Source organism: Mesorhizobium silamurunense (assembly GCF_014843825.1).
Lineage (GTDB): Bacteria > Pseudomonadota > Alphaproteobacteria > Rhizobiales > Rhizobiaceae > Mesorhizobium > Mesorhizobium silamurunense.
Genome location: NZ_JHQR01000053.1, coordinates 29,214 through 54,265 on the forward strand (window position 1 = coordinate 29,214; position 25,052 = coordinate 54,265).

The 25,052-nt window shown below is 59.8% G+C and carries 24 protein-coding genes and 2 pseudogenes; 10 read left to right on the forward strand and 16 right to left on the reverse strand.

Going from position 1 to position 25,052, the window contains the following annotated elements:
* Window positions 1-176: 176 nt before the first annotated feature.
* The 8 genes and pseudogenes from DH10_RS06030 to DH10_RS06065 form a co-directional block, all read right to left on the reverse strand.
* On the reverse strand, window positions 177-440 hold the full coding sequence (locus DH10_RS06030; RefSeq protein WP_192384451.1) for a hypothetical protein: 264 nt from the start codon (window positions 438-440) through the stop codon (window positions 177-179).
* A gap of 147 nt (window positions 441-587) precedes the next feature.
* Window positions 588-767, reverse strand: a complete 180-nt coding sequence (locus DH10_RS06035; protein ID WP_192246702.1) for a hypothetical protein — start codon at window positions 765-767, stop codon at window positions 588-590.
* A gap of 152 nt (window positions 768-919) precedes the next feature.
* Window positions 920-1,186 carry a hypothetical protein gene (locus tag DH10_RS06040; RefSeq protein WP_192384452.1) on the reverse strand — a complete coding sequence of 89 codons (267 nt, stop codon included), beginning with the start codon at window positions 1,184-1,186 and terminating at the stop codon, window positions 920-922.
* A gap of 59 nt (window positions 1,187-1,245) precedes the next feature.
* Window positions 1,246-2,169 carry a DMT family transporter gene (locus tag DH10_RS06045; protein WP_192384453.1) on the reverse strand — a complete coding sequence of 308 codons (924 nt, stop codon included), beginning with the start codon at window positions 2,167-2,169 and terminating at the stop codon, window positions 1,246-1,248.
* Window positions 2,166-3,035 carry a gamma-glutamyl-gamma-aminobutyrate hydrolase family protein gene (locus DH10_RS06050; RefSeq protein ID WP_343221474.1) on the reverse strand — a complete coding sequence of 290 codons (870 nt, stop codon included), beginning with the start codon at window positions 3,033-3,035 and terminating at the stop codon, window positions 2,166-2,168. The genes DH10_RS06045 and DH10_RS06050 overlap by 4 nt, the downstream gene beginning before the upstream one ends.
* A pseudogene (locus DH10_RS06055) lies at window positions 2,953-4,259 on the reverse strand (O-acetylhomoserine aminocarboxypropyltransferase/cysteine synthase family protein). The gene DH10_RS06050 and the pseudogene DH10_RS06055 overlap by 83 nt, the downstream one beginning before the upstream one ends.
* 78 nt (window positions 4,260-4,337) lie before the next feature.
* A complete protein-coding gene (locus DH10_RS06060) occupies window positions 4,338-5,423 on the reverse strand; it encodes a fatty acid desaturase family protein (protein ID WP_192384455.1) in 1,086 nt (361 codons plus the stop codon).
* Window positions 5,420-6,565 (reverse strand): histidine decarboxylase, encoded by a 1,146-nt coding sequence (locus DH10_RS06065; RefSeq protein WP_312891234.1) that lies wholly within the window; start codon window positions 6,563-6,565, stop codon window positions 5,420-5,422. The genes DH10_RS06060 and DH10_RS06065 overlap by 4 nt, the downstream gene beginning before the upstream one ends.
* Before the next feature lie 1,044 nt (window positions 6,566-7,609).
* Between DH10_RS06065 and DH10_RS06070 the strand changes: the two genes are divergently transcribed.
* Window positions 7,610-8,086, forward strand: a complete 477-nt coding sequence (locus tag DH10_RS06070; RefSeq protein WP_192246692.1) for an NAD(P)-binding domain-containing protein — start codon at window positions 7,610-7,612, stop codon at window positions 8,084-8,086.
* Window positions 8,087-8,224: 138 nt separating this feature from the next.
* On the opposite strand, the gene DH10_RS06075 is transcribed toward DH10_RS06070, so the two are convergent.
* On the reverse strand, window positions 8,225-9,442 hold the full coding sequence (locus DH10_RS06075) for an MFS transporter (protein ID WP_192384456.1): 1,218 nt from the start codon (window positions 9,440-9,442) through the stop codon (window positions 8,225-8,227).
* Window positions 9,443-9,941: 499 nt separating this feature from the next.
* Here DH10_RS06075 and DH10_RS06080 point away from each other — a divergent pair, with 499 nt between their 5' ends.
* The 5 genes from DH10_RS06080 to DH10_RS06100 all read left to right on the forward strand — a co-directional run bounded on the left by DH10_RS06080 (window position 9,942) and on the right by DH10_RS06100 (window position 15,471).
* Window positions 9,942-11,159: a cytochrome P450 gene (locus DH10_RS06080; protein WP_192384457.1), complete on the forward strand. Its 1,218-nt coding sequence runs from the start codon at window positions 9,942-9,944 to the stop codon at window positions 11,157-11,159.
* Window positions 11,160-11,203: 44 nt separating this feature from the next.
* Entirely contained in the window at window positions 11,204-11,449 is a 246-nt protein-coding gene (locus DH10_RS06085) for a ferredoxin (protein ID WP_192384459.1), read from the forward strand.
* Between the two features lie 93 nt (window positions 11,450-11,542).
* Window positions 11,543-12,082: a nuclear transport factor 2 family protein gene (locus DH10_RS06090; protein ID WP_192384461.1), complete on the forward strand. Its 540-nt coding sequence runs from the start codon at window positions 11,543-11,545 to the stop codon at window positions 12,080-12,082.
* 419 nt (window positions 12,083-12,501) lie between these two features.
* Entirely contained in the window at window positions 12,502-14,103 is a 1,602-nt protein-coding gene (locus DH10_RS06095) for an SDR family oxidoreductase (RefSeq protein WP_192384462.1), read from the forward strand.
* A 315-nt stretch (window positions 14,104-14,418) separates the two neighbouring features.
* Complete coding sequence (locus tag DH10_RS06100; RefSeq protein ID WP_192246680.1) at window positions 14,419-15,471, forward strand: LLM class flavin-dependent oxidoreductase; 1,053 nt, start codon at window positions 14,419-14,421, stop codon at window positions 15,469-15,471.
* A 131-nt stretch (window positions 15,472-15,602) separates the two neighbouring features.
* Here the strand turns inward: DH10_RS06100 and DH10_RS06105 are convergent, their stop codons facing one another.
* Window positions 15,603-15,773 carry a hypothetical protein gene (locus DH10_RS06105; protein WP_192384464.1) on the reverse strand — a complete coding sequence of 57 codons (171 nt, stop codon included), beginning with the start codon at window positions 15,771-15,773 and terminating at the stop codon, window positions 15,603-15,605.
* A 117-nt stretch (window positions 15,774-15,890) separates the two neighbouring features.
* Here DH10_RS06105 and DH10_RS06110 point away from each other — a divergent pair, with 117 nt between their 5' ends.
* A complete protein-coding gene (locus DH10_RS06110; protein WP_192384466.1) occupies window positions 15,891-16,493 on the forward strand; it encodes a nitrogen fixation protein NifQ in 603 nt (200 codons plus the stop codon).
* Here the strand turns inward: DH10_RS06110 and rpoN are convergent.
* Both rpoN and DH10_RS06120 read right to left on the reverse strand, forming a co-directional pair.
* Window positions 16,490-17,965, reverse strand: coding sequence for an RNA polymerase factor sigma-54 (gene rpoN / locus DH10_RS06115; protein WP_192384467.1), 1,476 nt, complete (start codon window positions 17,963-17,965; stop codon window positions 16,490-16,492). The two genes, DH10_RS06110 and rpoN, sit on opposite strands and share 4 nt — an antisense overlap.
* Window positions 17,966-18,035: 70 nt before the next feature.
* Window positions 18,036-18,569 carry a peroxiredoxin gene (locus DH10_RS06120; RefSeq protein WP_192246672.1) on the reverse strand — a complete coding sequence of 178 codons (534 nt, stop codon included), beginning with the start codon at window positions 18,567-18,569 and terminating at the stop codon, window positions 18,036-18,038.
* Between the two features lie 1,116 nt (window positions 18,570-19,685).
* On the opposite strand from DH10_RS06120, the gene DH10_RS36685 reads away from it, so the two are divergent.
* The gene (locus tag DH10_RS36685) at window positions 19,686-21,065 is read left to right on the forward strand and encodes an AAA family ATPase (RefSeq protein WP_246811497.1); all 1,380 of its coding nucleotides are present in this window, start codon (window positions 19,686-19,688) and stop codon (window positions 21,063-21,065) included.
* A 388-nt stretch (window positions 21,066-21,453) separates the two neighbouring features.
* Window positions 21,454-21,886: pseudogene (locus DH10_RS37810) on the forward strand (nucleotidyl transferase AbiEii/AbiGii toxin family protein); the annotation flags it as partial.
* A gap of 5 nt (window positions 21,887-21,891) precedes the next feature.
* Here DH10_RS37810 and DH10_RS06130 read toward each other — a convergent pair.
* Genes DH10_RS06130 through DH10_RS06140 form a run of 3 tightly spaced genes read right to left on the reverse strand, consistent with a single transcriptional unit; the run spans window position 21,892 to window position 22,872 of the window.
* A complete protein-coding gene (locus tag DH10_RS06130; RefSeq protein ID WP_192246669.1) occupies window positions 21,892-22,317 on the reverse strand; it encodes a type II toxin-antitoxin system VapC family toxin in 426 nt (141 codons plus the stop codon).
* The gene (locus DH10_RS06135; RefSeq protein ID WP_192384469.1) at window positions 22,317-22,559 is read right to left on the reverse strand and encodes a type II toxin-antitoxin system Phd/YefM family antitoxin; all 243 of its coding nucleotides are present in this window, start codon (window positions 22,557-22,559) and stop codon (window positions 22,317-22,319) included. Before DH10_RS06135 ends, DH10_RS06130 begins: the two co-directional genes overlap by 1 nt.
* Window position 22,560: 1 nt before the next feature.
* Window positions 22,561-22,872, reverse strand: a complete 312-nt coding sequence (locus tag DH10_RS06140) for an RNA-binding protein (protein WP_192384479.1) — start codon at window positions 22,870-22,872, stop codon at window positions 22,561-22,563.
* A gap of 168 nt (window positions 22,873-23,040) precedes the next feature.
* Here DH10_RS06140 and DH10_RS06145 point away from each other — a divergent pair, with 168 nt between their 5' ends.
* A complete protein-coding gene (locus tag DH10_RS06145) occupies window positions 23,041-23,349 on the forward strand; it encodes a reverse transcriptase domain-containing protein (protein ID WP_246505975.1) in 309 nt (102 codons plus the stop codon).
* A gap of 665 nt (window positions 23,350-24,014) precedes the next feature.
* Here the strand turns inward: DH10_RS06145 and groEL are convergent.
* On the reverse strand, window positions 24,015-25,052 hold a 1,038-nt coding region (gene groEL / locus DH10_RS06150; protein ID WP_192384474.1), incomplete at its 5' end, for a chaperonin GroEL.

Here is a 25,052-nt window from a genome sequence, read left to right on the forward strand (position 1 = left end):
ATTGGCAAAAACTCTTCTCCTCCTTGGCAGCCGCCGCGAATGCCTTACGGGCGAGAGTGGCCATACAAACGCGCACCGCGTAATCCCACCTAGGCTCCTTGTTGCTCCACTTTAAAAGCTGGTCGGCGGCACCCTCGACGTGGCTGACCCCAAACCGAACTCCGGGGCGGTGGGTCCTAACGTAGACGGGAGGGTTGAACCAATGGAGAGCCATGAGGCTCTCGGCTGTCAAAGGCAACGAACAGGCCGCGGACGGTTGCCTCCGTCACGACAACCTCGGTTAGTTCTTCGTCGCTTTCCACCAGATATGGTGCAGCATCGCGAGCTCCTTTCATTGTAGCTTTGATCGATACAATGTCCCCATGATCCGACCGGTCGAGAAGTAAGGCAACCACCTGCTCTGCCGTAGAAATTGGGCGGACTTTACGGATGACGTTCATTCTGCCCTCGTACCCAAAGACGCCAACGAAATTCGATATTGCGCGTCCCGCGACGAGACATCAATGGATGATTGAAACCGTACGAAACCGGCCAAGCGGACAGCTCACATATAGGGGGGCGTGGTCGGAATTTTGAGCGACCGGAGCCTAAGAGTCCGACCGCTGTTCCCTGTCGCGGCAATTGAGAAGGTGGACCAGATCGTCGGCTTCGTCGATGGACATGTCGATCAAAGGGACGCCTACCTCGACAACCGGCTGCCCGGTGAACACGTCGATAATGTCCCACGAGCCTTCGGGCGTCTTCTCAATGTCGTATCGTCGGGTCATGGGTGATTTCGAGTGCAGGACTTAGTGCGGTAGCCGCTTAGCGTTCGAGTTTGGGACTGGCGCTGCTGGTCTGATCTAAGTAGTGAACTGAGAGGGCTCTGCATGTCGGGGCGCCTCCCTTTTGAAGTCGACAGATGATCTTCCAACACGAACTACCCTCCTCCCAGCAACCTTGTGTGTCCAGCCCGATAGCGAGAAATCTGCACCCTTTGTATGATCCATCCGACCGAGGTGAAGTCGACCCGATCGCGGCAATCGCTGGCGCTGTCCTGGGCGTTACATGCCAGGACGCCTCGTTTACCGCCGGGCCACCGACCATCGTCACCCACCAGCTCTTCGATCGAACGCGTCGACGCCGGTGCCAACGCGCTGTCCAGTGCCTCCGGCGTGTCGACCTCGATCTTGACCAATCTGTCCATGCAATAGCCGCCTGCGGTCCATAGGCATATTGGTCCTTGGAAATAATGGAAACGGTGCCCTACTCCCCTTCGCCAATTGGGCGTATTTGAATGGAGATGGCGCCGCGTTCAGGCACGGATGTGATCAACGCACCGACAATGATGGCCAATGCCGCGAGCATTCCTGGACCCGTCAGCCATTCGCCGAAGAACACGGCTGCGAAGAGGGCGGAAAAGAATGGCTCACTCGATTCGATGACCTGCGTCTTGTAAGCCTCGACATGCTGAAGGGCGAGGATCGTGCAGTAGAAACCGCAGAACGAGGGGATAATCCCCAGCGCTAACAAAGCTGGAACGGTGTTCACTGACGGGATTGGCGCGCCGCTCCAAGCGTAGGGAACGGCGAGCATGGCAAAGCCATAAGCCAGGAACCACCAGAAAGTTTCTAGGGTCGAGCGAAGCTTGAAGAATTTCCAAGCGAAAATAAAGCTGGCGTAGCCTAGCCCTGCGATAAGGGCGAGGCAAATGCCGATAATGCTTGCAGCCATCATGCCGTCGCCGGCAATCAGGAAGTAGCCTCCAAGGAAAACCATCGTCATGGCGAACGCCTTTCGCGTGGTCACCCTTTCCTTAAGTATGAGGATGTCGAGCGCGATTGCACCAAGGCCGCCAGTGAAAACAAGGATGGCAACAAGTGGAATCGGCGTGTAGGCGAAAGCTTGGGTTTCGAAATGATAAAGCGTGAAGATGCCAAGCGTAGAGCAGACGGCGATCTTCCACGATCCCGTGAAAGCGGCGCGGAGTCGAGCCAAGCCTCCAGACCTCAAAAGGATGACGATCGAAAGTAGCGAAAGCGCAATGCCGCAACGCCAGAATGCGACCGCGGTGGGGTCGAGCCCTTCATTAAAGGCGGACCGGGAAAGCACCCCGACGGTTCCATTGGACAGAGCTGCGAGAAGGGCGAAACCGGCCCCAAGGATCGACGACCAATAAGCATTCTTCATGGCTGTGACTTCATTGCTATCATGTGGGAGCGGCAGGCTTCGCCGAATGCACGGAAGATTTCGACGCTAAGTGGATCCTCTGCGTGAAACCATTCAGGATGCCATTGCACGGCGGCGGCAAACGTTGCCGCGCCCTTTACGGAGACAGCTTCGATGACGCCGTCCATGCATCGCGCATCGACCTCAAGGCCATCAGCCAAACGCGCGATCCCCTGCCGATGCAGGGTGTTGACCAGGACCGGTTTCTTTTGCGAGCGACGGATGCACTGGGCAATGTAACCTCGGCCTTCGGCTTGAATTGCATGCGAGCAGGCGTATTGAAGGTCGCGCGGGAGTGTGAGGTCTTCCACATGAGTGATCCGACCTTGACCTTCCGAAAGGTCACTTGAGAGGGTACCACCAAGCGCGACGTTGAGTTCCTGCAACCCACGGCAGATTCCGAACAGCGGAATGCCGGACGACAGAGCAATCTTGATCGCAGCAATACTTGTCCGATCCCGGTCGAGATCGAGCGTCTCTGGACAAGCTTCTGGCCCCCCATAAAACGAGGGCGAGACATTCGACTCCGCCCCGGTCAGCAGCACCCCGTTGAGGACCGAAAAGCAGGTCTGCAAACTCTCTTCCTCAAGTCCGGCCGGGATGACGAGCGGCAAAACACGCGCAGTTGAACGCAGGGCTTCGAGATAACGGATGCGCACCGTCTCATAGCCGACGCTGTCCACTGTCTGGCGGTTAGAAAGGACACCGACGATCACCGGACTTCTGTCTGCAATCGCGGTCAAATCAGGCGCCCCCAAGGGCTTGCCCGATATCGGCGATGATATCATCGATATGCTCAAGTCCGACGGAGATGCGGACTGTTCCATCGCAAACCCCGGCAGCAAGGCGCGCCTCGCGGGGAACCGAAGCATGAGTCGTCGAGGCTGGATGCGTGGCGAGCGTTCTCGCGTCGCCAATATTTGAGACGTGGTAGGCGAGTCGCAGGCTCTCGATAAAACGCCCCCCGCCTCGATGCCTCCAGCGATATCGAAAACGATCATGGGGCCGCCATGATCGCCCATGTTCTGCACGGCGCGATGCCGTTCGACGGTTCCGCCAAAAGCCGGATACTTCACGTCGACAACACCAGGATGCGCCTTAAGATAGTCGGCCAGCTGCCGGGCATTGGAGCAATGTCGCGGCATTCGCAAAGGCAGCGTTTCCAACCCTTGGATGCAGAGAAAAGATGAGAACGGGGACGGGCAGGGTCCAAAGTCGCGCATGAGCGTGTTGCGCATCTTGAGCAGGAACGGGCTGGCCCCATATGGGCCGGGCAGACCGCGCGCAGCATCAAGCCAGAGTATGTTGCCATGGGAGATATCAGGACGTGTCATCAACGGAAAGCGCTCGGGATAAGCAGCCCAGTCGAAGGTGCCGCCGTCGACGATAATGCCGCCAATCGTGGTGCCGTGGCCGCAAATATATTTGGAAGTGGACTGCACGGTTAGATGGGCGCCAAGCTTGAGAGGGCGTGAAATGAGGGGGGTCATCGTGTTGTCGATGATCAGCGGAATTCCGACTTCATGCGCGATCGCCCCCACTTCGACGATTGGGAAGGGGCTGAGCTTCGGGTTGGGAAGCCCTTCCGCAAACCAACAGCGAGTGCGGTGGTCCGAGGCTTCGCGGAAGCGCTCGGGATCACTCGGATCGACGAAGCGCGTTTCGATCCCGAGCCGCTGAAACGTGCTGGCGAGCAGATTGATTGTCCCGCCATACAGGTGCGCGGAGCTCACGATATTGTCCCCGGTAACAGCAATGTTCAGGATCGCAAGCATTATCGCGGCCTGTCCCGAGGAGGTTGCCAAGGCGGCGACGCCACCCTCGAGAGCCGCGACACGTTGTTCGAATATATCCGTCGTCGGGTTCATCAACGGCGAATAGGTACGCCCCTGCCGGCGGAGATCGAAGACGTCCGATGCATGGTCAATGGATTCGAACGCATAGGCGTTCGAGAGATAGATCGGTACAGTCGTCGCCAGGGTCGCCGGATCACAGCGATAGCCCCCATGCAGAACCGTCGTTTCCGCATGAAGAGCCGGCGTCGCCTCCAATCGTGTTGCAGGGCCATCTTTTTGGAGTTTGGTCAACTTCGAGTGCTCCGGAGACACATTGTTCTCGATGGATAGTGTTCAGGCCCGCGATCCCGCTCTTGCGGCAAAGCGCTTCCGGTTCTGGTCGCGGATCAGCTTCAGGATCGAAGGCTCGCCATTTGGGCCAGATTGGAAGATCCCGCCCGCTTCGGAACAGTGCGCCGCATAGGCGGGGTCCCTCAGGCGGATGGCGTGAGCTTCGGGCAAGCGCCAGAGCGGGGTCGCTGGATCGAGATGATGATCGAGATGATAGTTGTCGCCGTTGATCGCGGTCAGCCACTTCTCGATATGACGGCTGCGGCGATTCCGGGTCATTTCCAGATCTACGGTTCGGCGGTCGATGGAGCTGCAATGCTCGGACATCTCGATGAACCAGCCGATGATGTGAAACGAGGTCAGGTAGGGAACTACCCAGAGAAGGACAAGCTCCTGGAAGGAGCCGTAGGCTAGAGCGAGCGTTACGACACAAGCCCAGAACGCGTAGAAGCCCCAGCGATCGAACACGTAAAGCCATGTCTCTTCGCGCTTCACTCGCGTTGAGCTCTCCTTGCGAGAGAAGGTGTCCAGGATCATCCGGTATCTGTTGCGGAGCAGATACTTCAGATATCCGTAGGTTTTCGATCCAAGCAGCGGCAAGATGATGATCTTCCAAACGAAGGAGCGATCCGTTTGGGGTGTGAAGACACCTTCCGCGATGAAAAACCTCAGGTCAGGATCGGCATCGGCTCTCCCGAGGTAGGGGTGATGGCTGTGGACGTGGGACTCCTTGTAGGCGAAGTGGCGTTGAAACAGGGGCCAAGCCGTCAGCAACGTGCCGAGCAGGAAGTTCAGCACACGATTTTTTGTCAGCACACCGTGCGCACAATCGTGCAAGATGGTGGAGATGCCTCGCTGACGGGCTCCGATGACAATCACACTCAGGGGATAGAACCACCAGCTTACTCCAATGACCAGCCACGCGAAGGCGGCGATCACCGCATAGTCCTTTGTGATGTAAAGAGGCCCATGCCAATTGTCGGTCTCAAGGGCCTTGATCTCGCGAGTGATGGATCGATCGAAGCGGTAGTGGTTGTAGCGCCGTGGTGCTTCGATGCCGTGATACTGGGGCTGTACATGAGCGTTCATGAAAACACCCTCTGCCGAGAATTGCAGGGCCACTCGGCGGTATAGTCGCCGACGAAGCGGTCAATGAGATCAGCTTTGACGTTTGGCATGACAATGGCATGGGCGTAGTTGCCATGACATGCGAGTTGGTATTCGTTAACGAGCCTCTCGGATGGTTTCGGAAACACAACCGTCAAGGAGCACGGATTGAGCAGTACCGGGACACTGGCTGAGCGTAGTGCTCCGGCAAAGCCATCCGCGCGCTCGATGCAGGTTCGGGCAAAATGACGGAAACCGCCGATACCGAGGCGCGTCAGCCGGTTCCATATCGCCAGAACGGCGTGGCCGTTTCGCGATCCCATTAAGGTAGTATCATCAGAGCGCAAGTAGCTCACGGCGGAGGCCACTCGACGGACATGTTCGCGTTGGACTACGAGGATGCCGCAGGGCATCGGCGTGCCGATCATCTTGTGGCCCGAGGTTGACATACTGTCGATCCCGTGCCGGAACGAGGGACGGATACCACTCGGTAAGCCATCGACGAAGGGAAGGACCATTGCATTTAGGGCGCCATCGACGTGGACGAAGCGCCGACTCGGATCGATCCCGACTTGGTCCAGAACGCTGATGCAGGACGCAATATCATCGTGCGCCCCTTTCATGGTCGTTCCACAGGTCAATGCGAGAATGACGCAGCGATGGCGATTTGCCTGAACGACTTCCCGCAGAGCATCCGGACAGATGGCGCCGGTATGGTCGGCCTCGCACGTCAAGGCCTCGATCCGGAGGATTTTCGCCGCCTTTGGGACCGAATAATGCGCCTCTGTGGAGTGTATCAGAACCGGATTACCAAGAGTCTCTCGCGCAAGGTATAGGGCCCACAAATTGCCCTCAGTTCCGCTCGCGCCCACCACTCCCCAGTATTCTTCTGGATCGGCACATTCCCAGATCCGAGTGAACCAGTCGACCACCTCGCGCTCTACGCCACAAACCTCAGTCGCATAGTGTGAACCGACATAGGGGTCGCCCAAGTTATTGATAAAAAATTTGCAGAACTGAGAGATTGGCCAGGCATCAAAGTCGAGATTGTATGGGTATCCCAAGTGTTTTGCGCGCCTATCGGCGAATTTATCGTTGAGTTTATCCAGTGTCGCATTGATCACGGCCGGTGTACTGACACGAGTGTTAAATATATCGCACGTAAGCTTCACTCATATGCTCCGCTATGGCCGCCCAGGGAAACGGCAGGCAGTCGAGACCCGCTCTAGCCCGCCGCCACCCTGCCTCCGGCTCAGCGTCACTGATCCGGTAGGCCGGGTGGCGACTTCGGCGAGATAGCTGTCCACGGCCCTTGGGGCATCGGTGCGCCGGGAACGACGGAATTGTCACACGACGAGAATATCGGTTCGGCAACTCCTGACCCCTCGCGCCGAGGAAGCCTCAAAAATCATGCCGACATCGTACTAAGGGGCTCAAAAAGAGCCTTCCATATAATATTCAATGACTTAACCAGGTACAGGAGGTCGATCAGTCCTGCGTCGCGGACCCGACAAAGCGACCGTCAATGTCGGTTGTCAGACATTGTCCGGGAGTGCTGAACAGGCAGTCTTCCAGTCGGTCAAGGGGCGACCCAGACCCCCACCTTGATCGCGACAGCACCCTTCGATTTCCACAATTGCGGCGGCACCAACCGCGATGGTTATTGGTTCTGCGCGAAGAACGCGATCTCGCCTCCCGCCTCCGTGGGGTGTCTACCGCACCTACTTGTGTCCGAAGCTGAACAAGAATGTCGCAAGCCCGGCCAAAAGGTCGCCAGGGCCGGGCCACCGCTTTACCGAGCAAGCTGTGTAACGCAGATCGAGCGCCGAGTCGGCACGCAACTTGCTTCGATGATTTCGACGCGCGAGAACCGCCTCGCCGTCGTTACGCTCGGCGGCGGCGCATGGCCGGAAGACAGCGTCGACCATTGGTCGGCATCAACCCGGGTGCTCCCCTGTCGGCGCGGAGGCGGCGCACTGACGGCCAGCGCCGCGAAGCCGCCTATGGTAAGCATCCCTGCATTCCCTTGCGCGTGATCGTAGAGGTCTTCCGAGTATTGCTGGCTTCGAAGCCAAGATGCAACGGCGCAGGGCACTCCGACGCGCCCTGTCCAAACGACAAGCTTAGAAGGTGGCTTCGCTGCGACTAGCCGCCGAGGAGGATGCAGCATGACAAAGATCGCCTTCATCGGACTCGGTTCGATGGGCGGGCCCATGGCCCGAAATCTTCTCAAGCGCAGCTTTGAAGTTCAGGGCTTCCATATCGCCGCAAAGAGCCTCGCGGATCTACAAGCTCCGGGAGGCACGCCGGCCGTCTCGGCTGCCGGAGCCTGCGCGGGCGCGAATTTTGTCTTGCTTATGGTGGTCGATGCGGCGCAGGCGCAAGCGGTGCTCTTCACCGATGGAGCGCTTGCGGCAGCGCCTTCTGACGCGACCGTCTGTCTGATGGCGACCGGTCCGCCGAAATCGGTCGAATCTATCGCCGCGCGCGTTACCGCGACCGGGCGAGGATTCATCGACGCGCCGGTCTCGGGCGGCACTGCTGGGGCAACAGCCGGGACGCTGACGATCTTGGCGGCTGCGCCGCGGAGCAGCGCCGGTGCTGGGTCATGCCCGATCGGAAAGCCGCCGCGCAAGAGACAGTAGCCGCGATCCAGGCGGCTATGCGATTGGCGAGACGAAGCCTGCAACCGCCAGAGTAATCGTGCGCAGGATCGCGCCGCGCGGCCTGATGCGATACCATCTCTCGCCGCACCGCGCTGAGGGCTTCGTCTGTCAGGCGGTCTAGGTTTCGCGTTTTGGGCCGAGCACGAACACTGTCGGGACGGCGAGGAACGTGGCAACCGCGCTGTAGGCAACGACGCTAGCAACGCCGGCATTATCCACCAGTAGTCCGCCGAAAATCGCGCCGGCTGCGATGGCCAACTGGAACGTTGCGGTCATTAGCGCACCGGCGCTTTCGGCCTGCTCGGGAGCAGCGCGCAGCACCATCCACGTCTGTAGCCCCACCGGCACCGCGCCGAAGGCAAAACCCCATACGACAACCGCAATCGCCGAGACCAAGGCCGATGCTCCCACCGTCAGCAGCGAGACAGCGGCTATCGCTATGAGCAGGGGCGGAAGAGCCGCGACTGCCTTGAGGCTGTGCTTGCCCACGAATGCGCCGGCCAAATTACCGAAGAAACCGCCGATGCCAGAAGCGAGCAAGACTAGCGAGATCGTCTCGATATCGAGCGCAGGAATCTTCTCGAGAAAGGGACGGATGTAGATGAAGCTGGCGAAGTGCCCAGAAGCGACCAGCAGGACAACCAAATACGCGACCCTGGTCGTTGGATTCTTGGCCGCATCTAGCAGACTGCGGAATGTAGCCACTTCAATCGGAGGCAGCGTCGGAATGGTTATGAGTTGGACCAGCAATGTTATGGCATTAACGAATACGGCGATCATGAAGGCGGCTCGCCATCCCCAGATCTCTCCGACATAAGCGCCGGCAGGAGGCGCGCAAACGGTAGCGACGGAAACGCCGGTGATGATGATCGACATGGCGCGCGGCAGGAAGTGACTTGGAACGAGCCGCATCGCCAGCGCTGCCGAAATCGACCAGAAGCCTCCGAGCGCTATGCCGAGCACGACACGTGCCGTCAGGAAAACTGGCAGTGACCAGGCGACCTCCGCCAGAACGTTGGACAGGATCTGCAGCAGCGTCATCGCCCACATAACGATTTTGCGGTCCAGGCGCCTTGTAATAATGGCCATCGTCGGCGCCGAGATCGTCCCGGCGATTGCGGTCGCTGTCAGCGCCTGACCAGCCGCACCCTTGGTGATACCGAGATCATGCGCGAGTGGCGTCAACACGCTTGCAGGTAGAAACTCTGCCGTCACCAGTCCGAAGGTGCCCAAGGCAAGCGAAATGACCGCACCCCATGCGGGACAAGACCGTTGATCGGGCTTTTCTGGCTCGTGCAGAGCAGCGTCCGTGAAGCCTGTCGCCGATTCGGCCATGAATAAGCTCTTCAGTTTGAATGCGCTGCAACATGGGGTGGATGGGTCGACCCATCAAAGCCAGAAGCGCCGCCTTTTCCGGCGGCACTCAGCGACATGTTGTGACCGTGCGGCGTGCAATATCGATGCCGTTTCCTTGAGTCGGAGACGCTGTCGTCGAGGACGGGACAATGCCCCGAGGTTCGGCGGGAACGCTCGGTCACCAGAACGAGAGATGTCCGAAGCTGAACAAGAATGTCGCAAGCCCGACCAAAAGGCCGCCAAGGCTCGGCCGCCGTTACCGGGCAAGTGGTGCAACACAAACGGTGCGCTAACCGGCACGCAACTTGCTCTCTGACAGTTTTGTAGGGTGGCGTCAGCAGTGCGTGATGGAGTTCAGCGTCATTGACCAATCTGTACGGCGCCTGATCCGGGGCGTGTCCCGTGCTGGCAATCGACCTTGTGACCAGCCGTGCGATCCAATCTAGCGCAAGAACGCCTGACGTTCAGGAGAGACCAAATGACGATTAATGCGGTTCCAGATCATGTCCCGCCCGAAATGGTGAGGGACTTCAGTCTGTTTACGTCGCCTGGCATGGCGTCGACGCCCAACGGAGATCCGCACGCAGCTGTCGCTTGCGTCCATGCCGGGCCGCCGATCTTTTATTCGCCCTACAACACGCGCGATGGCCGGGGTACCTGGGTCATCACTCGCGCCGCAGACCAACGCCGTGTGCTGCAGGACGCCGAAACCTTTTCCAGCCATCGCAGCATCTTCTCATCCGCGCTGGGCGAAAACTGGCCGATGATCCCGCTTGAACTCGATCCACCGGCCCATGGCGTCTTTCGCTCACTGCTCAATCCGCTGCTTTCGCCAAAGCGGGTGGTGGTATTGGAGCCGAAGGTCCGCGAGCGAGCAATCACGCTGATCCTTAGGATCGCCGCATCGGGCACAAGCTGCGACGTCATGAAGGATTTTGCCTTTCCTTTCACGGTCAGCATCTTTCTTCGCCTTCTGGGGCTTCCGGATCACCGACTCGATACATTTGTCGGCTGGGCGAAAGATCTGCTCCACGGCGACGATGTGAAGCGACCGGCGGCGGCCCGGACGATTGTGGCCTTCATCGACGAACTTGCAACCAAGCGCCGCAAGGAACCGGTCGACGATTTCATGACTTTCATCATCCAGGCACAGGTCGAGGGCCGCCGGCTGACCGAGGAGGAAGTCCGTGGGATCGGCGTGCTCGTGTTCATTGCGGGCCTCGACACGGTCGCGGCAGCTATAGGCTTTGGCTTGGCTTATCTCGCGCGCAACATCAAAGATCAAGATTTGCTCCGGCGCGAACCGGACCGAATCGTGCTCGCAGCCGAAGAATTGCTGCGCGCCTATCCAAGCGTTCAGATAATCCGAGTGGCAACCAAAGATATAGACTTCGAAGGCGCGCCGATCCGCAAGGGGGACTATGTTTCCTGCGCCGCGATGATTGCCAATCGTGACCCAGCGGAATTCGAATGCCCCAACACGGTCGATCTGGCGCGAGAGGACAACCGCCACGCCGCCTTTGGCTATGGTCCCCATCGTTGCCTTGGCTCACACCTTGCCCGGCGGGAGATTGTCATTGGCCTGGAGGAGTGGCTGGCGCGTATCCCGGCTTTCCGGATCCAGAACGCTACGGCACCCATTACCTCCGGCGGCCATCTATTCGGGATCGAAAATCTGATCCTGGACTGGTCCTGACCAAGCCCGTCTCGAGCCGGGGCACAGACATTGGAGGTGGCGCTATGCGCATTATTGTTCACAAAACCAAATGCCAGGGTCACGCGCGATGCTCGGCGCAAGCGCCGGACGTCTTCAAGCTTGATGACGAGGGCTACATCCTGCCCGGTGACATTGAGGTTGCGGAGGGGCAGCAACTGCTTGCGTCACGCGGTGCGCGATCCTGCCCCGAACGTGCGCTGGAACTCGACCCTACACCCGCTGCGCGAGTTGTACCGGACGCCATTGAACCGAGAGTCTGGCGGGCTTGAATGGGGATCGACCCTGTGGCCGCATTCTGAAAGACGGCAGGCGGCCGCTGTCCCACCCTCCTCCTCCCTATCACCGAACTTGCGGTAGAGACGATGGACCAGGCAAATATTAACGAATTACACGACCGTGAGGCAATCCGCGACTGCCTCTATCGATACTGCCGGGGGATAGATCGCGCGGATGAGGCGGCGTTGCGCAGCGCCTACTGGCCCGATGCGCATGACAAACACGGGGCCTATTGCGGCTCGGCAGAGGGCTTCATCCGGTTTGCGCTCGGTGTCTTCAAGACCGAGCCTCGCAACATCCATCAGATCACGAACGTCCTGATCGAATTCATCAGCCGGGCAGAGGCCGCGGTCGAGAGCTATTTCACCGCGCTGCAACACGGACCTGACAAATACGGAGAAGTACGCCAGACGCTCCTCTGCGGCCGCTACTGCGATCTGTTTCAGAAGAGGGAAGGGGAGTGGCGGATTGCCGAACGGACGGTGGTCTACGATTGGCTCGAGGAGCAGATCCCACCAGCGGTCCTTGACGCAGAACGGTTCGGCCCGCGACAGCCGATTGGAGCACCTCATCCGCACGATCCGGTCTACGCGCTCGGGAAGCGTCGCATTCCTTTTTCGCCATGATGCCTTCAGAGATTTCGAACGGGAGATTCGCGTTGGCCGAGGGGACAAGAGACTATGCAACTTTGCAATGTTACAGCGCGCCCGGCGAAAGCCTGCCCGGTGAAGATGCGGCCGGTAGGATTGCCTTTCCGCCCGCGAAGGCTTGACCGTGACAGCGATCAGCCCTGTCGCCACGAGCCTGCTGACGATGCTTGTGCAGCGATTTTGCGGGATTCCGGCAGAGCCTTTCATCAAGGTAAGCGCCTGTCCTCGGTGGCCCTCACCAGCTTCGACTGCCAAATCGAGAGTTGGACCGCTGGCGAAACGCAAGACGTCTATCTGGGGCCGCAACTGTCTGTCACCCGGGCGGGCTGCTTAACGTCATTCCGCTGCCCAACGGGTGATGGGCTGAGATCGCTGAGGTCGTCCCGGAGAAGCTCATGAAGCAGGCAGGACGCATCGTCATCATTACAGGCGCCGCAGGCGGGATCGGCCGAGCCCTGGTCGATATTCTTGCCGGGGACGGAGACACTGTTGTTGCGGTGGACCTTCCGGGCAGCGGCGTCGTTGATTTAGCTCGTGGTCTCGGCTACCCGCATCTCGGCCTCGAGTGCGATGTCTCGAAAGAGGAGGATATTCTCGCGCTTTACGGCCGGGTCGAAGCACAGTTCGCTGAGATCGGCGTCCTCATCAACAACGCAGCGGTGGGACCCACCATGGCTGCGACTGTCGACACCGGCGTCGACGCCTTCCGACGCGGCCTGGCAGTAAACCTAATTGGGCCGTTCGTCATGGCTCGCGAAGCGGCGAGACGCATGAGGCGAGGCGGTGCCATCGTCAACGTCGCTTCCATGGCAGGCATGGTCGGCAATCCCAAACGCAATGCCTACGCAGCCTCGAAAGCAGGCCTGATCTCGTTGACGAGGTCGCTTGCATGCGAGTGGGCGTCTTGTGGCATCCGCGTGACGGCGGTAGCGCCGGGCTACGTGCGCACGCCGATGGTCGCAGAACTGGAACGCGCGGGCAAAGTGGACCTCGCCGCCGTGCGCCGCCGTGTGCCGATGGGGCGCTTGGCGCGGTCCGACGAGATCGCCCGCGCCGTGCGTTTTCTGGCCAGCACGCAGGCGCGCTACATCACCGGATCGGTGCTCGCGGTTGACGGCGGCTGGATGTCGTTCAACCAGCCGGGGGATGCGCACCCACCGGTGGATGGGACGCCCCGAGCCGAACTCTCCCGTCCGGACGAACGCACCGACGCACGAATCGTGCTCGTCACGGGCGGCGCGAACGGCATAGGCGCGGCCATCGTTCGCCGCTTTGCCGCCAGCGGCGATACCGTCGTGATTGCTGATAGAGATGGCGCTGCAGCGGCAGAGCTCGCTGGATTGCTCGGCGGCAAGACCCCGGCCAAATCCGTGGACGTGGCCGTTGAGAGCGAGGTGGTGGCCCTATTCGAGGAGCTGCGGGGACGGTTCGGGCGCATTGATGTCCTCGTCAACGGTGCCTCCGTCGCCGAGACCTTGTTGTCGGGGATCGAACAAGCACCGGAACAGATCGAACACGTCCTGGAGGTCAATCTCACCGGAGCCTTCACCTGCGCGCGCGAGGCGCTCAAGGCGATGGGCCCCGGCGGCGTGATCCTCAACCTCGGATCGATCAACAACTATCTGCCGTTCGCGCCGCGCCATGCCTACGGCGCCTCCAAGGCGGGGATGGACATTCTGACCCGATGCATGGCGGCCGAACTCGGACCGGTGGGGATACGAACAGCCACCGTCGCTCCCGGCTACATCCGCACGCCTGCACTTGCTCAGTTGGCGAAGGCCGGCCGCATCGACTCGACAGCAATCGGACGACGCATCCCCACAGGCACGACGGGACGGCCAGAAGACGTCGCAGATGCGGCGTTCTTCCTTGCGTCGTCTGACGCCTCATACATCAACGGCTCGATCCTCTACGTGGACGGCGGCTGGACCTCGTTCGGTGATCCGGGAAACGCCTGTGAACTCTATGACGAATGTTTTGCGGAGACCGTGGGTTGACTATCGACCATTCGCCAGCCGACGGGTTGCTGCTCATCGAAGCCGAAGACGTCCAGGGCTTCTGGCTTCGGCTGCGCGCGCCTCCGCAGCGTTTCCTGCAATCGAGCATGTCATCTTCGGCCATGACGAAAACGTCCTCATCGCGGTCGCGGTTCCAACCGCTCGGGGCGCGCCCGCAACCGCCGAATGGCGAGCGGTTTGCCGCAAGAATACGCCGGCGCCAAGGGCTGGAGCGACGCTGCGGCCAATGCCTTCTGTGCGCATGCCGGGCGCTGCCCCTGACCGGCAAACTCCCTCTGTAAACAAGGAAGCACCATGGAATTCGCGACCTTCATCCTTGCCGCCCAGCGCGGCTATCATCAATCGTCCGATAGCGTCATCCGCAACTCCATTGAACAGGCTGTCGTATCCGAGCAGGCTGGCTTCGATACTGCGTGGTTCGCGGAGCACCACTTCAACAATTACAGCCTGATTCCCTCGCCCTTGATGATGGTGGCGCACTGCGCCGGCGTGACGAGCACCATTCGCCTTGGCACCGCCGTCTGCGTGCTGCCGCTTTATCAACCTCAGCGCCTGCTTTCCGAGATCGGCTTCGCCGACATCGTTGCGAACGGCCGTCTCGAGCTCGGCGTCGGCTTGGGGTACCAGCAATTCGAGTTCGAGCGCTTCGGTGTAAATGTCGATGAGGCTCCGGCCGTCTTCTCGGAATACTTGGACATCCTTCTGAAGGGCCTCAATCAAAACATCTTCGAGCACGACGGCCAGTATGAGAGCATACCCCCGACAGCGATTTCGGTACGCACCGTGCAGAAGCCGACACCGCCGATCTGGATCGCCGGCGGGTCCGCGCGCATGCGCAGGGCCTATCGTGAGGGACACAATTTCTTTGTCACAGCATTCCACAATGGCTTAGCGACTTTGAGCACGCTGCGCGAATCCATCAAGAGGGCGGCGGCTTCCGCAGGTAAGAATGTCACGGACGCCAAGATATCGCTGCTGCGCTGCTGCTATGCCAGCGACGATGAGGCAGAGATCAACAGCTATCTCGACAATGCCCGCTTCCAGCGCCGGCTGTCTGAAGCACTACATCAACGACGCCAGCAGAGCCTGGACGGCTATCTGCTGCAGGAAACGCCGACGCAGCAGGACCTGTCATTCGAGACGATGCGCGAGAACCTGCCGATCGGCAGCGTGAATCGCGTGATTGATCGCCTATTGGAAGAGGTGGATATCTTGAAACCAGACCAGATCGCAATTCAGACCCAGTTGGGGGATTTCGACCAAAAGACTATGCTGCGCCAGATCGAGCTCTGGGGAGACAAGATCATCCCGGCGGTCAACAAGTCGCTCGCTCATGCCAGGGTTTGAAATCCGCAACGGCTTGAACTCTCACCTCGGCTGGTTAGTCGTTTCGAAAGGCAGAAGCGCGCGGTCAACAGCAGGCAGGCAGCCGAGGTCGCTCGCAGCGACAGGTTCAGGGGACCTATATCGAAGGTCTGTCAACGAATGCCTTGCCCCGGCTTCCATCGCGTTGCTACGGCCTCCGGCCGGAACGCAGCGTTCACCGTGCGCACGGCATCGATGGCGCGGGTGAAATCCTCGGCGCCTGCGACGGCGAGGACGATGACTTCGACGGCGAGCTCGATCGCATGATCATGGTCGTCGACCATGCCGGTCGCTGCGCTGGCTGCAGAGCCTGCGCCTCCGTCTGCTCGAAGACCTGCCAGCCCCATGTTGCGACCGACAAGGTCGCCGCATGCTGGAGGATAAACCAGGAGAACGCCACCATGTTCGCCCATCACAATTGCCGGCTCAGCGCCCGCCAAAAGAGGAGATTCGACCAGCATGTGCTTGCGTGTGTGCTTTCGCGTGCGCTCGAGGAGGTCGAGGCCGGCGAGGCGACGGCGACGGGGGCGACCGGTCTTTCGCGCGCCGAGCTGCGCGACGTCCTGCCCCGCGGTTTCCCCGCTGTTGCTGTCAACGCCTTCGCCTTGAAAGAGGTGAGCGACCCCGAGCCCGACATGGAGGAAGAACTTCTGCGCGGCCTGCTGCTGGCCCATGCCCGGCCGGACGACCCGGCGAGCACCCGCTTCGCCAAGATCATCGCGCGACGTGCCATGCGCGATGATCATCTGTGGCAGGACCTTGGCCTTTCCAATCGGGCCGATCTCAGCCGCCTGCTTGCCACGCATTTTCCGACGCTGGCAGCCGGCAACACCCAGAACATGAAATGGAAGAGGTACTTTTACCGCAAGCTTTGCGAGGCGGAAGGTTTTTCGCTGTGCACCGCGCCCAGTTGCCGGGAATGCAACGATTTCGAAAACTGCTTCGGCCTGGAGGAAGGCGAAAGCCGCCTCGCACGCATAAAGAACGGGATCGCTCTGGATTAAGCGCCGCTTTCGTCAGCGGTGCGAGGCCGACGTTCGCCATTTAGCCATAAGCGCTTTTCCCGCCGCCGTTGTACAGAGGAGGGGATGTTCATCGCTTCGCGATATTTCGTGACGGTGCGGCGTGCTACTTCGATGCCGGTTTCCTTGAGCCGGCCGACGATGTCATCGTCGGAAAGCACGTCGTGGGGCGATTCTGAGGCGACTATCTCCTTGATCCGATGGCGGACAGCTTCGGCGGAATGCGCGTCGCCGCCTTGGCAGGAGGCGATCGGGACAGTGAAAAAATACTTCATTTCGAACACCCCGCGTGGGGTAAGCATGTACTTGTTCGATGTCACTCGGCTTACAGTCGACTCATGCACGTTAATCGCGTCAGCGACAGTCCTGAGATTGAGAGGCCTCAGGTGGGCGACGCCATGTTCCAAAAATGCCTCCTGTTGGCGCACGATTTCGGTCGCAACCTTAAGGATCGTCTTGGCGCGCTGATCGAGGCTGCGGATTAGCCAGTTCGCGTTTTGCAAGCATTCGTTGAGAAACGCCTGATCTTTCGAATTCTGGACCGCGTGGCGCGAGACTTCGGCGAAATAGGTTTGGTTGATCAGCAGCTTGGGTAGCGTGTCTGGATCAAGTTCGATTTGCCATCCACCGCCCGGCGAGGGCATGACCAAGACGTCGGGTATGATGCATTCCGACGCTCCGGATTGGAATCGGTTTCCAGGCTTGGGATCGAGGGCACGGATTTCCTGCAACATGTCGAGAAGGTCTTCTTCATCGACACCACAACGCTGCTTCAATGCCTGAAAATCACGTCGCGCAAGCATTTCAAGATTGGCAACCAAAGTTGCCATCGCCGGGTCGAACCGGTCTCGCTGGCGCAACTGGATCTCAAGGCATTCGCTGAGCGTCCGCGCGAAGATTCCAGGTGGATCAAAGTGCTGCAAGGTTCCCAGAACCCGTTCCACATCAGCCGCCCGGATGTTTAGGCTCTCCGCAAGCTCCAAAAGATTTGCCCGAAGATAGCCAGTGTCTTCCAGTTGCGCGGCAAGCTGGCCAGCAATCCGCCGCTCCTGTGGTGTGAGCGCAGTGAGAGCGATCTGGCGAGCGACATGGTCGTGCAATGTTTCGGTGAGGGCGACAAATTCGTCGAAGGCAGGGCGATTGCCCGGTGAGTTGTTGGCCGTGTTGCGAAGTGTTTTCCTTTCCCCGAGCCGTTCGCGGGATTCGGCCATGGTCGGCCTGGCAACGTCGTTTTCGCCTGCGCCGATGTACTGATCCTCCCCCGGCAAAACGTCGCCAAGAGCCTCGGCATCGTTTGAAGCAGGCTCCAAAAGCGGATTCTTCTCGAGTTCCTGCTCCACGAACTGATGCAGTTCGGCATGCGCCAGTTGCAGCAATCGTATCGACTCAATGAGTTGAGGCGAGGCAACTATAGATTGCTTCTGGCGCTGAAGCAGGCTTGCTGATGATTGCATGGTGAGCGCGATAATCCTATCGAGGAGGCTTTTGGCCGTGAGTAATGTGATCGGTGAGACGACCTCTAGGTCATGCGGCGGCCTTCAGCGCTTCAAGAACGTTCTGCGGGGACGATACGCCATAGGGGTCGGTCTCGCAGTTGTCGGAGAAACCTTCCTCCTCGAACCACTGCTCCACCACGCCGTTGTCGATCAGGGCGGCGTAGCGCCAGGAGCGCATGCCGAAGCCGAGATTATCCTTTGCGACCAGCATGCCCATTTTGCGCGTGAACTCGCCTGAGCCGTCGGGGATGAGCCCGACCTTCTGCAGGCCCAGGGACTTCCCCCATGCATTCATGACGAAGGCATCGTTGACGGAGACGCAGTAGATCGCGTCAATTCCCTCCTTCTCAAACTCGTCATAGAGATCTTCGAAATTGGGCAATTGGTAGGTCGAGCAGGTCGGGGTGAAGGCGCCAGGCAGCGAGAACAGGATGACGCGCTTGCCGGCAAAGTAGTCGTCAGATGTTCTTTCTTCCCAGCGATATGGATTTGGCCCCTGGACTGACTCGTCGCGAACACGCGTGAGAAAGGTAACGAAGGGAACCTTCTTTTGAACGGTCATCAACTTGCTCCTCTGGAAAAAACTGGTGTACTGGATTTCAGCTGGGACTGGCGCAATAGCCAGCTAGGGCCCGCGTGCCGGGGATAAGATGAGGCCCTCGCGGCTCTCGACCTCCTTTTTCCGTCTGGATGTATGGGAATGTCCTGGCTCCTGGTGTTCGTTACCCGAGCGCCATCGATATGACTGAGCTGGAGGCCTCCGAGTCGCTTGGGCAATTTTTCCACGGCTATGGCGCCAGACGCGGCATCGATCACCCGCTGCTCGTACCCGGGAAAAAGTGATGGCAACCGAAAGTAGTCAGTATCGAAATAAGCGTGGGCGACCCTTTGATGGGACTCTTGGGCACTCACATGCTGATCAGAACCGGCAAACAGCAATTGCGCGAGCGCCATGTGTTGGCGTGCCGGTATCGGATCTGCCATGCGCAAACCAGCTACCAGGCAAGGCCCTCCGAAGCGGACGATTTCCCGATCTCCAGCGGGAGTGGGCACCGTCGCCTCGGACGATCGTATAGAGGTTCGCCTCTCAGCCATGGTTCGGTAGTCGCTTTCTTCGTGCTTTGATGGGCTCTAACCACGAGGAGCAAGCGGCATGCCATTTCAATTGAAGATGCCTTTGCAGCGACCCTTTTGGCTTGAAAGCCCAATACCCACACGGGCGGCACTGCAGCTATTGCACAGTGTCTGCCGCTAGCGTGTTCTTGCATGCGCAGAGGCACGGCTAACCCCGAGCACCCGCCTTTAGCAGCAACCGTGAACGCGCGCTCTTCAGCAAGCGCCCTGGGCCGGACTCGGCGAGGATCGAATTCGGCTCGGGTGCGACATTACATGCTTGAGGTTCCATTTGGTCTCCCCGAGCGTGTCTATCGGCAACCTTCTTGTGTCCGAAACTGGACAAGAATGTCGCAAGCCCGACCGAAAGGCCCACAAGGCCGGGCCACCGTTAGCGGGCAAACGATGTAGCGCAAACGGAGTGCCAATCCGGCACGCAAATTGCTCCGATGATCTTGTCGGGGGACGCCAGCAATGCGTCGCAGAGCTCAGCGGCGCCGTGACGACACATGATGCAGGATCGCATTGATCTTCCGCTCAAATCAACTCGCAATGGGATGTTGCTATGACCGATATCGATCCCTTTGCCTGGCTGGCACTGTGTCGGCATTTCAAAAACGATGATTTGACGCGTCTCGCTAGCTCGCGCCGAAAGTTTGCTCCATATCTCCTGCCTGACCTTCAAACGGTGATTGAAGAGCAGATTGCAGCTCTGTCTCCCAAGCTCGTCGGCGTCCACCAGCGGCACGAGTTCAATGCCATGAAGCTGTCGGACATGGTCATTCGCGAGGGAGAAGCCGTCGTTGCGCTGACACCCTTGGAATATCAGGACATCGATATCGGCGAAGATCTGCCTTATCCGTCTCTGCACAATGGCCTATGGTTATTCCATATCGGCGAAGAGCCTGTCGCGATCTTGCAATCGCAGTTTTTTGACTACTTTGGCGGGCGAACGGTTCAAGTGGAAATTGCCTATCTGCCTGGCGAGCAGGCATCCGCCTTCTCGCGCGAATTTCTTCGCAAGATCCAGGCGGCAGGCGAAAGCTCGCGATACTACCGCAACAAGGTTCTCTCTTTCGAACCCGATGCACGAAACTCCGGGATGCCGGGAACGATGCGGGTTCATCGCCTTCCTGCCGTACCCAGGAATGACGTGGTGCTTTCCGAGGCAACTATGGCCCGTCTTGACACCCACATCTTCGACTTTGATCGACACCGAGAGGGGCTGAAGCGCCTCGGCCAATCGACGCAAAAGGGCATTCTGCTTTACGGACCACCTGGCACAGGCAAGACGCACGTCATCCGTTATGTTTCTGCCAACCTGGTCGGGCGCACCACCGTTCTGGTCACGGCTGGGCAGATGAAGCAGATTGCCTCCTACATCGCACTGGCTCGTACCCTGCAGCCGAGCATCGTCGTGCTGGAGGACGTCGATCTGGTGGGCCAGTTGCGAGAAGACATTTATGGTCAGAAGGCCGAAAGCCTACTCAGCCGTCTGTTGAACGAGATGGATGGTCTCGCACCAGATGCAGATATCCTCTTCATCCTGACGACAAACCGACCGGAGGACATCGAGGACGCGCTCGCCTCGCGCCCAGGCCGAGTGGACGAAGCAATTGAGATCCCGCTTCCCGACGCCGGTTGCCGCGAGCGGCTGATCGGGCTGTATGGTCGGACGCTCGTCTTCGAGGACGGAGCGGTGGCCGATGCCGCCGCACGATCAGAGGGCAGCAGCGCGGCCTATGTCAAGGAAATGGTCCGCCGTCTCGCTCAACGGAGCCTTGCGCGGGATGGCGGTAATTTCGTCTCGTTCGAGGATGTGGAGGTGGTCTTCGGCGACTGCGCAGTATTGTCCAGCCGTCTCAACAGGCGCATTGTCGGCCTCAACGAGAAAACCTCAAGAAGGCAAAACGCCGAAGAAGATGAATGTAACTGCCGCGACTAAGGTTCTGCGGCACGAGTTCGCGTTGCGCTGACTTTTGCTTTGCTCTAATCAGCGCGTGTAACACCAAGGGCGTCCCTCTGCGATGCCTGGTTCGCTTTATGCGGGCCGGAACGCATGATGTGTGGACGAAAAGTGCGCCTGGCCGTTTGGATGGTGCGAGCACTTCGATCCGCCGCACCCATTCTTCCGATCAACGGGCTTGAGCCGACATGTCGCTTTTGTATGTCATCTTTCGTCTCGCGCCCTTGCCGGCGACAGCCCCTTTGCGCTGCTTGCGTATTTCGAACCCATGTTCCGCCGCGTGCTGGCGGCCACCGCCGTCTTCATAATGGCGGTCGAAGGAATCAACTCGCGGTAATCTGGGGTATCTCGGGTCATCGTGGACGGGATGAGCGCGGAGGGTGCGGGGGCTTCGGTGCACGCTCGCCTGCTACTGCTTGCCAAGGCAAGCGGCCAGAGTTTCGAACTGGTGCTGACCCGCTTCGCCCTTGAGCGGCCATTGTTCCGTTCAGCCGGTCACGCCATGCCGACCGCTTCGTGCTGAGGGGGGCGATTCTGATTGATGAGCTGGATTGGTGATCCGCATCGCGGCACGCGCGACCTTGACCTGTTGGGCTTCGGTGACCCGAGCCCGAAACCGATGCTCGCGACGTTTCGAGAAATCCCTGGCACAGGCCGCAGACGATGGCGTGGAATTCGATGTTGATGCACTTCGCGTCGATCGTATTCGCGAAGAGCTGGAATATGGCGGGCTGCGGCTGCGGACCATAGCCTGTCTCAGCGGTGCCCGGATCAGCCTGACGATCGACATTGGTGAGGGCCATGATTATGCCAGAAGTTGCGTCGGCACGCCGAGCGCCGGACCGGCCTCAGCAAGACGCTGGTCCAGAGTGTGGACCGTGGCGCCGTGTTCCGACGCGGTCGCGAGATGCAGCGCGTCGCCGGCGCGCAGCCTGAGCATGTGCTGATCGAGGAATCTCGCTGCCGCCCGGAAATGCCCGCCCGTGACCAGCAGCACGGTGAAGCTCTCGGCGACCAGATTGTTGAACATCGCGAGCGCCGCGGCACGCTGCTCCAGGTTAATCTGCCCAGTCCGTAGCTTGATCGCCATGGCAGAGGACATCTCGGTGATCGTCCAGTCGCTGATATGAAGCTGCGCGGGATCCTGGTCCGCGAGCCACACCTGCGCGCGCGGGGTCATCGCTTCATTGGAGAGTGCCGCGACGATCAGCGACGTGTCGAGATAGAGCATCAGTAGCGATCGCCATCTCGCATCGACCGTACCAGATTGGCGGCATCCTCCGCCTGCGGTGGCATGGTTGCCGTTAGGGATCGGAGCTGGGCCGCATCGATCCGTTTGCGGGGCCTAGTCACCGCTGTGAGGCGCGCGACCGGCTTGCCACGCCGGGTGATCTCGATCGAATCCCCAGCCTCAACTCGGTCGACGAGTTCGCTCAGATGTGCCTTGGCGTCCGCCAGATTGATCGCGTCCATGTCACGGCTCCTGACCATGTAGATGGTCATATAGCATAGGGGGTTTCAAAACCCAACGGGAGGCTCGATAAGGCTGGATTTTTTCCGAGACGACTTGGAGGGGAACATTCTTCTCTCGGATCAAATACAGCAGCGCTGCCAGCTCAGCATCTTCAACGGAAGACAAGAATACAATTTGGGGCATACGGCGCAGAATTGCCCTCGTGGCTTCCGCGTTTCCTGGGTTGATCCGATTAAATTCAGCAATTCGATCGATTGCCTCCCGCGATCGTCTCTGATGGCTTGAGCGGTCGTTATCCGTCCACTGCGCGATATCGTTATTTTGGTCTAACGCGGTGACGGTGGCCGGCGCTGGAAGACAAGATCGTCCAAAGCGCGGTGGCCGAGGTGTTGAGTGCTATCTCCGAGGCCGACTTCCGGGGGGTTCTCCTACGGCTTCCGGCCGGGACGGAGAGCCCCCACATGGCGTTGGATACCCTGCATGATCGCTGATCCTCGTATCCTACGGCTCATTGGGCTGTGGTTGCGGGCTGGCGTCCTTGAGAGCGGCGAGAAGCAAGAGACGGACAGGGGCACCCCGCAAGGGGCGGGCATCAGTCCGCTCCTCGCCAATATCGTCCTGCATTACATCCTCGATCTCTGGGCCCACCAACGGCGTCGTCGCCATGCACACGGTTGCGTTGTGATCGTGCGTCACGCTGACGACTTCGCCATGGGCTTTGAGAAGAAGGCCGATGATCCCGGCTCGCCGGCGACGCACTGGTCGGAGAATACGAGAACTCATCACTGAAAGCCGTCGATATCCCCTCTCCGCATTGTGAGAGAGGAGATTCCGGCCACTGCGTATTGCGGTCAAGGTGCTGAACAAATTTGACCGCAGTATAATCTCTCGACATGAGCGAGACCGCGGTCATTTGCCTCAATGACTCCGTCCGGCGCGAGCTTGCCGTTGCAGGGCGAAGCACGGCAGCAACTAGGAAGTCCAGTCGATCGCCAACAACTGGGGCGACATCATGGATGATCGTGAGACATTGGAGGGCATTCGACTTGTTCAACCGCACAGGCTCGATGTTTGCCGGTGTTATCTGCTCTATACACTTATGCCGCCTCCCAAGAAATCCGAACGGCCAGGACAGCTTCCAGTCAATGTTTGCGCAACTTGGTGCGCCGTGCCGGAACGTCCGTGGTGAACACGCGCGTGCACCGCCGGCGAAGCCTGCGGCGGGACGCCGAAGGAGCAGAACCATGAAGGAGATGGCGCCATAGGCCATCCGGAGTGCGCCCTCGCGGGCGAGAAAGCCGTTATGGCGAACAGAATGAATTCAGTTCATTGGTGTCCGCCATGAAAGTGCCGCCGCATGTAGGCTTATGGGCCGGCAACTGGCTTGGATCGGCGCCAGAGAAAAGGACGGCATCGCGGCCGTCCTTCCGTAGTCTGTAAGCTTTCTTGCCGGATCAGAAATCCATCCCGCCCATGCCGCCGCCGGGCATACTGCCCGGCACGCCGCCAGCGGCTTCCTTCTTCGGAGCCTCGGCGACCATGGCTTCGGTGGTGACGAGCAGGCCGGCGACCGAGGCCGCGTCCTGCAGAGCCCTGCGAACGACCTTGACCGGGTCGACGACGCCCATGGCGATCATGTCGCCATACTCGCCGGTCTGGGCGTTGAAGCCAAAATTCGCATCCCCGTTGTCGAGGATCTTGCCGGCGACGATCGCAGCTTCGGCACCGGCGTTGGCCGCGATCTGGCGGGCCGGAGCCTGCAGTGCACGACGCACGATGTTGATGCCGGCGGTCTGGTCGGAGTTGGCGCCGGTTGCCTTGATGGTCAGCGAAGCGCGCAGCAGGGCAACGCCGCCGCCGGGGACGATGCCTTCTTCCACGGCCGCGCGGGTCGCGTTGAGGGCGTCATCGACGCGGTCCTTCTTTTCCTTGACTTCGACTTCCGTCGCGCCGCCGACGCGGATCACCGCAACGCCGCCGGCGAGCTTCGCCAGACGTTCCTGCAGCTTCTCCTTGTCGTAGTCCGACGTGGTCTCTTCGATCTGCTGCTTGATCTGGGCAACGCGGCCCTGGATCTCGGCCTTCTTGCCGGCGCCGTCGACGATGGTGGTGTTCTCCTTGGAGATCGACACCTTCTTGGCGCGGCCGAGCATGTTGAGGCCGACGTTCTCGAGCTTGATGCCGAGGTCTTCCGAGATGACCTGGCCACCGGTGAGGATGGCGATGTCTTCCAGCATGGCCTTGCGGCGATCACCGAAGCCCGGCGCCTTGACGGCGGCGATCTTCAGGCCACCGCGCAGCTTGTTGACGACCAGCGTGGCCAGGGCCTCGCCTTCGACGTCTTCCGAGATGATGAGCAGCGGCTTGGGAGTCTGCACGACGGCTTCGAGAACCGGCAGCATGGCCTGCAGGTTGGAGAGCTTCTTCTCGTGCAGGAGGATGTAGACGTCCTCGAGCTCGGCAACCATCTTGTCGGCGTTGGTGACGAAGTA

Excerpts from the sequence above, each read along its gene's own strand:
- DH10_RS06100 (WP_192246680.1), top strand. The coding sequence starts at position 14,419 with ATGGAATTCGCGACCTTCATCCTTGCCGCCCAGCGCGGCTATCATCAA.
- DH10_RS06075 (WP_192384456.1), bottom strand. The coding sequence starts at position 9,442 with ATGGCCGAATCGGCGACAGGCTTCACGGACGCTGCTCTGCACGAGCCA.
- DH10_RS06035 (WP_192246702.1), bottom strand. The coding sequence starts at position 767 with ATGACCCGACGATACGACATTGAGAAGACGCCCGAAGGCTCGTGGGAC.
- DH10_RS06105 (WP_192384464.1), bottom strand. The coding sequence starts at position 15,773 with ATGGTCGACGACCATGATCATGCGATCGAGCTCGCCGTCGAAGTCATC.
- DH10_RS06095 (WP_192384462.1), top strand. The coding sequence starts at position 12,502 with ATGAAGCAGGCAGGACGCATCGTCATCATTACAGGCGCCGCAGGCGGG.
- rpoN (WP_192384467.1), bottom strand. The coding sequence starts at position 17,965 with ATGCAATCATCAGCAAGCCTGCTTCAGCGCCAGAAGCAATCTATAGTT.
- DH10_RS06120 (WP_192246672.1), bottom strand. The coding sequence starts at position 18,569 with ATGACCGTTCAAAAGAAGGTTCCCTTCGTTACCTTTCTCACGCGTGTT.
- DH10_RS06090 (WP_192384461.1), top strand. The coding sequence starts at position 11,543 with ATGGACCAGGCAAATATTAACGAATTACACGACCGTGAGGCAATCCGC.
- DH10_RS06030 (WP_192384451.1), bottom strand. The coding sequence starts at position 440 with ATGAACGTCATCCGTAAAGTCCGCCCAATTTCTACGGCAGAGCAGGTG.
- DH10_RS06050 (WP_343221474.1), bottom strand. The coding sequence starts at position 3,035 with ATGGAACAGTCCGCATCTCCGTCGGACTTGAGCATATCGATGATATCA.
- DH10_RS06070 (WP_192246692.1), top strand. The coding sequence starts at position 7,610 with ATGACAAAGATCGCCTTCATCGGACTCGGTTCGATGGGCGGGCCCATG.
- DH10_RS06130 (WP_192246669.1), bottom strand. The coding sequence starts at position 22,317 with ATGCTCTATCTCGACACGTCGCTGATCGTCGCGGCACTCTCCAATGAA.
- DH10_RS06040 (WP_192384452.1), bottom strand. The coding sequence starts at position 1,186 with ATGGACAGATTGGTCAAGATCGAGGTCGACACGCCGGAGGCACTGGAC.
- DH10_RS36685 (WP_246811497.1), top strand. The coding sequence starts at position 19,686 with ATGACCGATATCGATCCCTTTGCCTGGCTGGCACTGTGTCGGCATTTC.
- DH10_RS06080 (WP_192384457.1), top strand. The coding sequence starts at position 9,942 with ATGACGATTAATGCGGTTCCAGATCATGTCCCGCCCGAAATGGTGAGG.
- DH10_RS06135 (WP_192384469.1), bottom strand. The coding sequence starts at position 22,559 with ATGGACGCGATCAATCTGGCGGACGCCAAGGCACATCTGAGCGAACTC.
- DH10_RS06110 (WP_192384466.1), top strand. The coding sequence starts at position 15,891 with ATGTTCGCCCATCACAATTGCCGGCTCAGCGCCCGCCAAAAGAGGAGA.
- DH10_RS06085 (WP_192384459.1), top strand. The coding sequence starts at position 11,204 with ATGCGCATTATTGTTCACAAAACCAAATGCCAGGGTCACGCGCGATGC.
- DH10_RS06145 (WP_246505975.1), top strand. The coding sequence starts at position 23,041 with ATGATCGCTGATCCTCGTATCCTACGGCTCATTGGGCTGTGGTTGCGG.
- DH10_RS06060 (WP_192384455.1), bottom strand. The coding sequence starts at position 5,423 with ATGAACGCTCATGTACAGCCCCAGTATCACGGCATCGAAGCACCACGG.
- DH10_RS06045 (WP_192384453.1), bottom strand. The coding sequence starts at position 2,169 with ATGAAGAATGCTTATTGGTCGTCGATCCTTGGGGCCGGTTTCGCCCTT.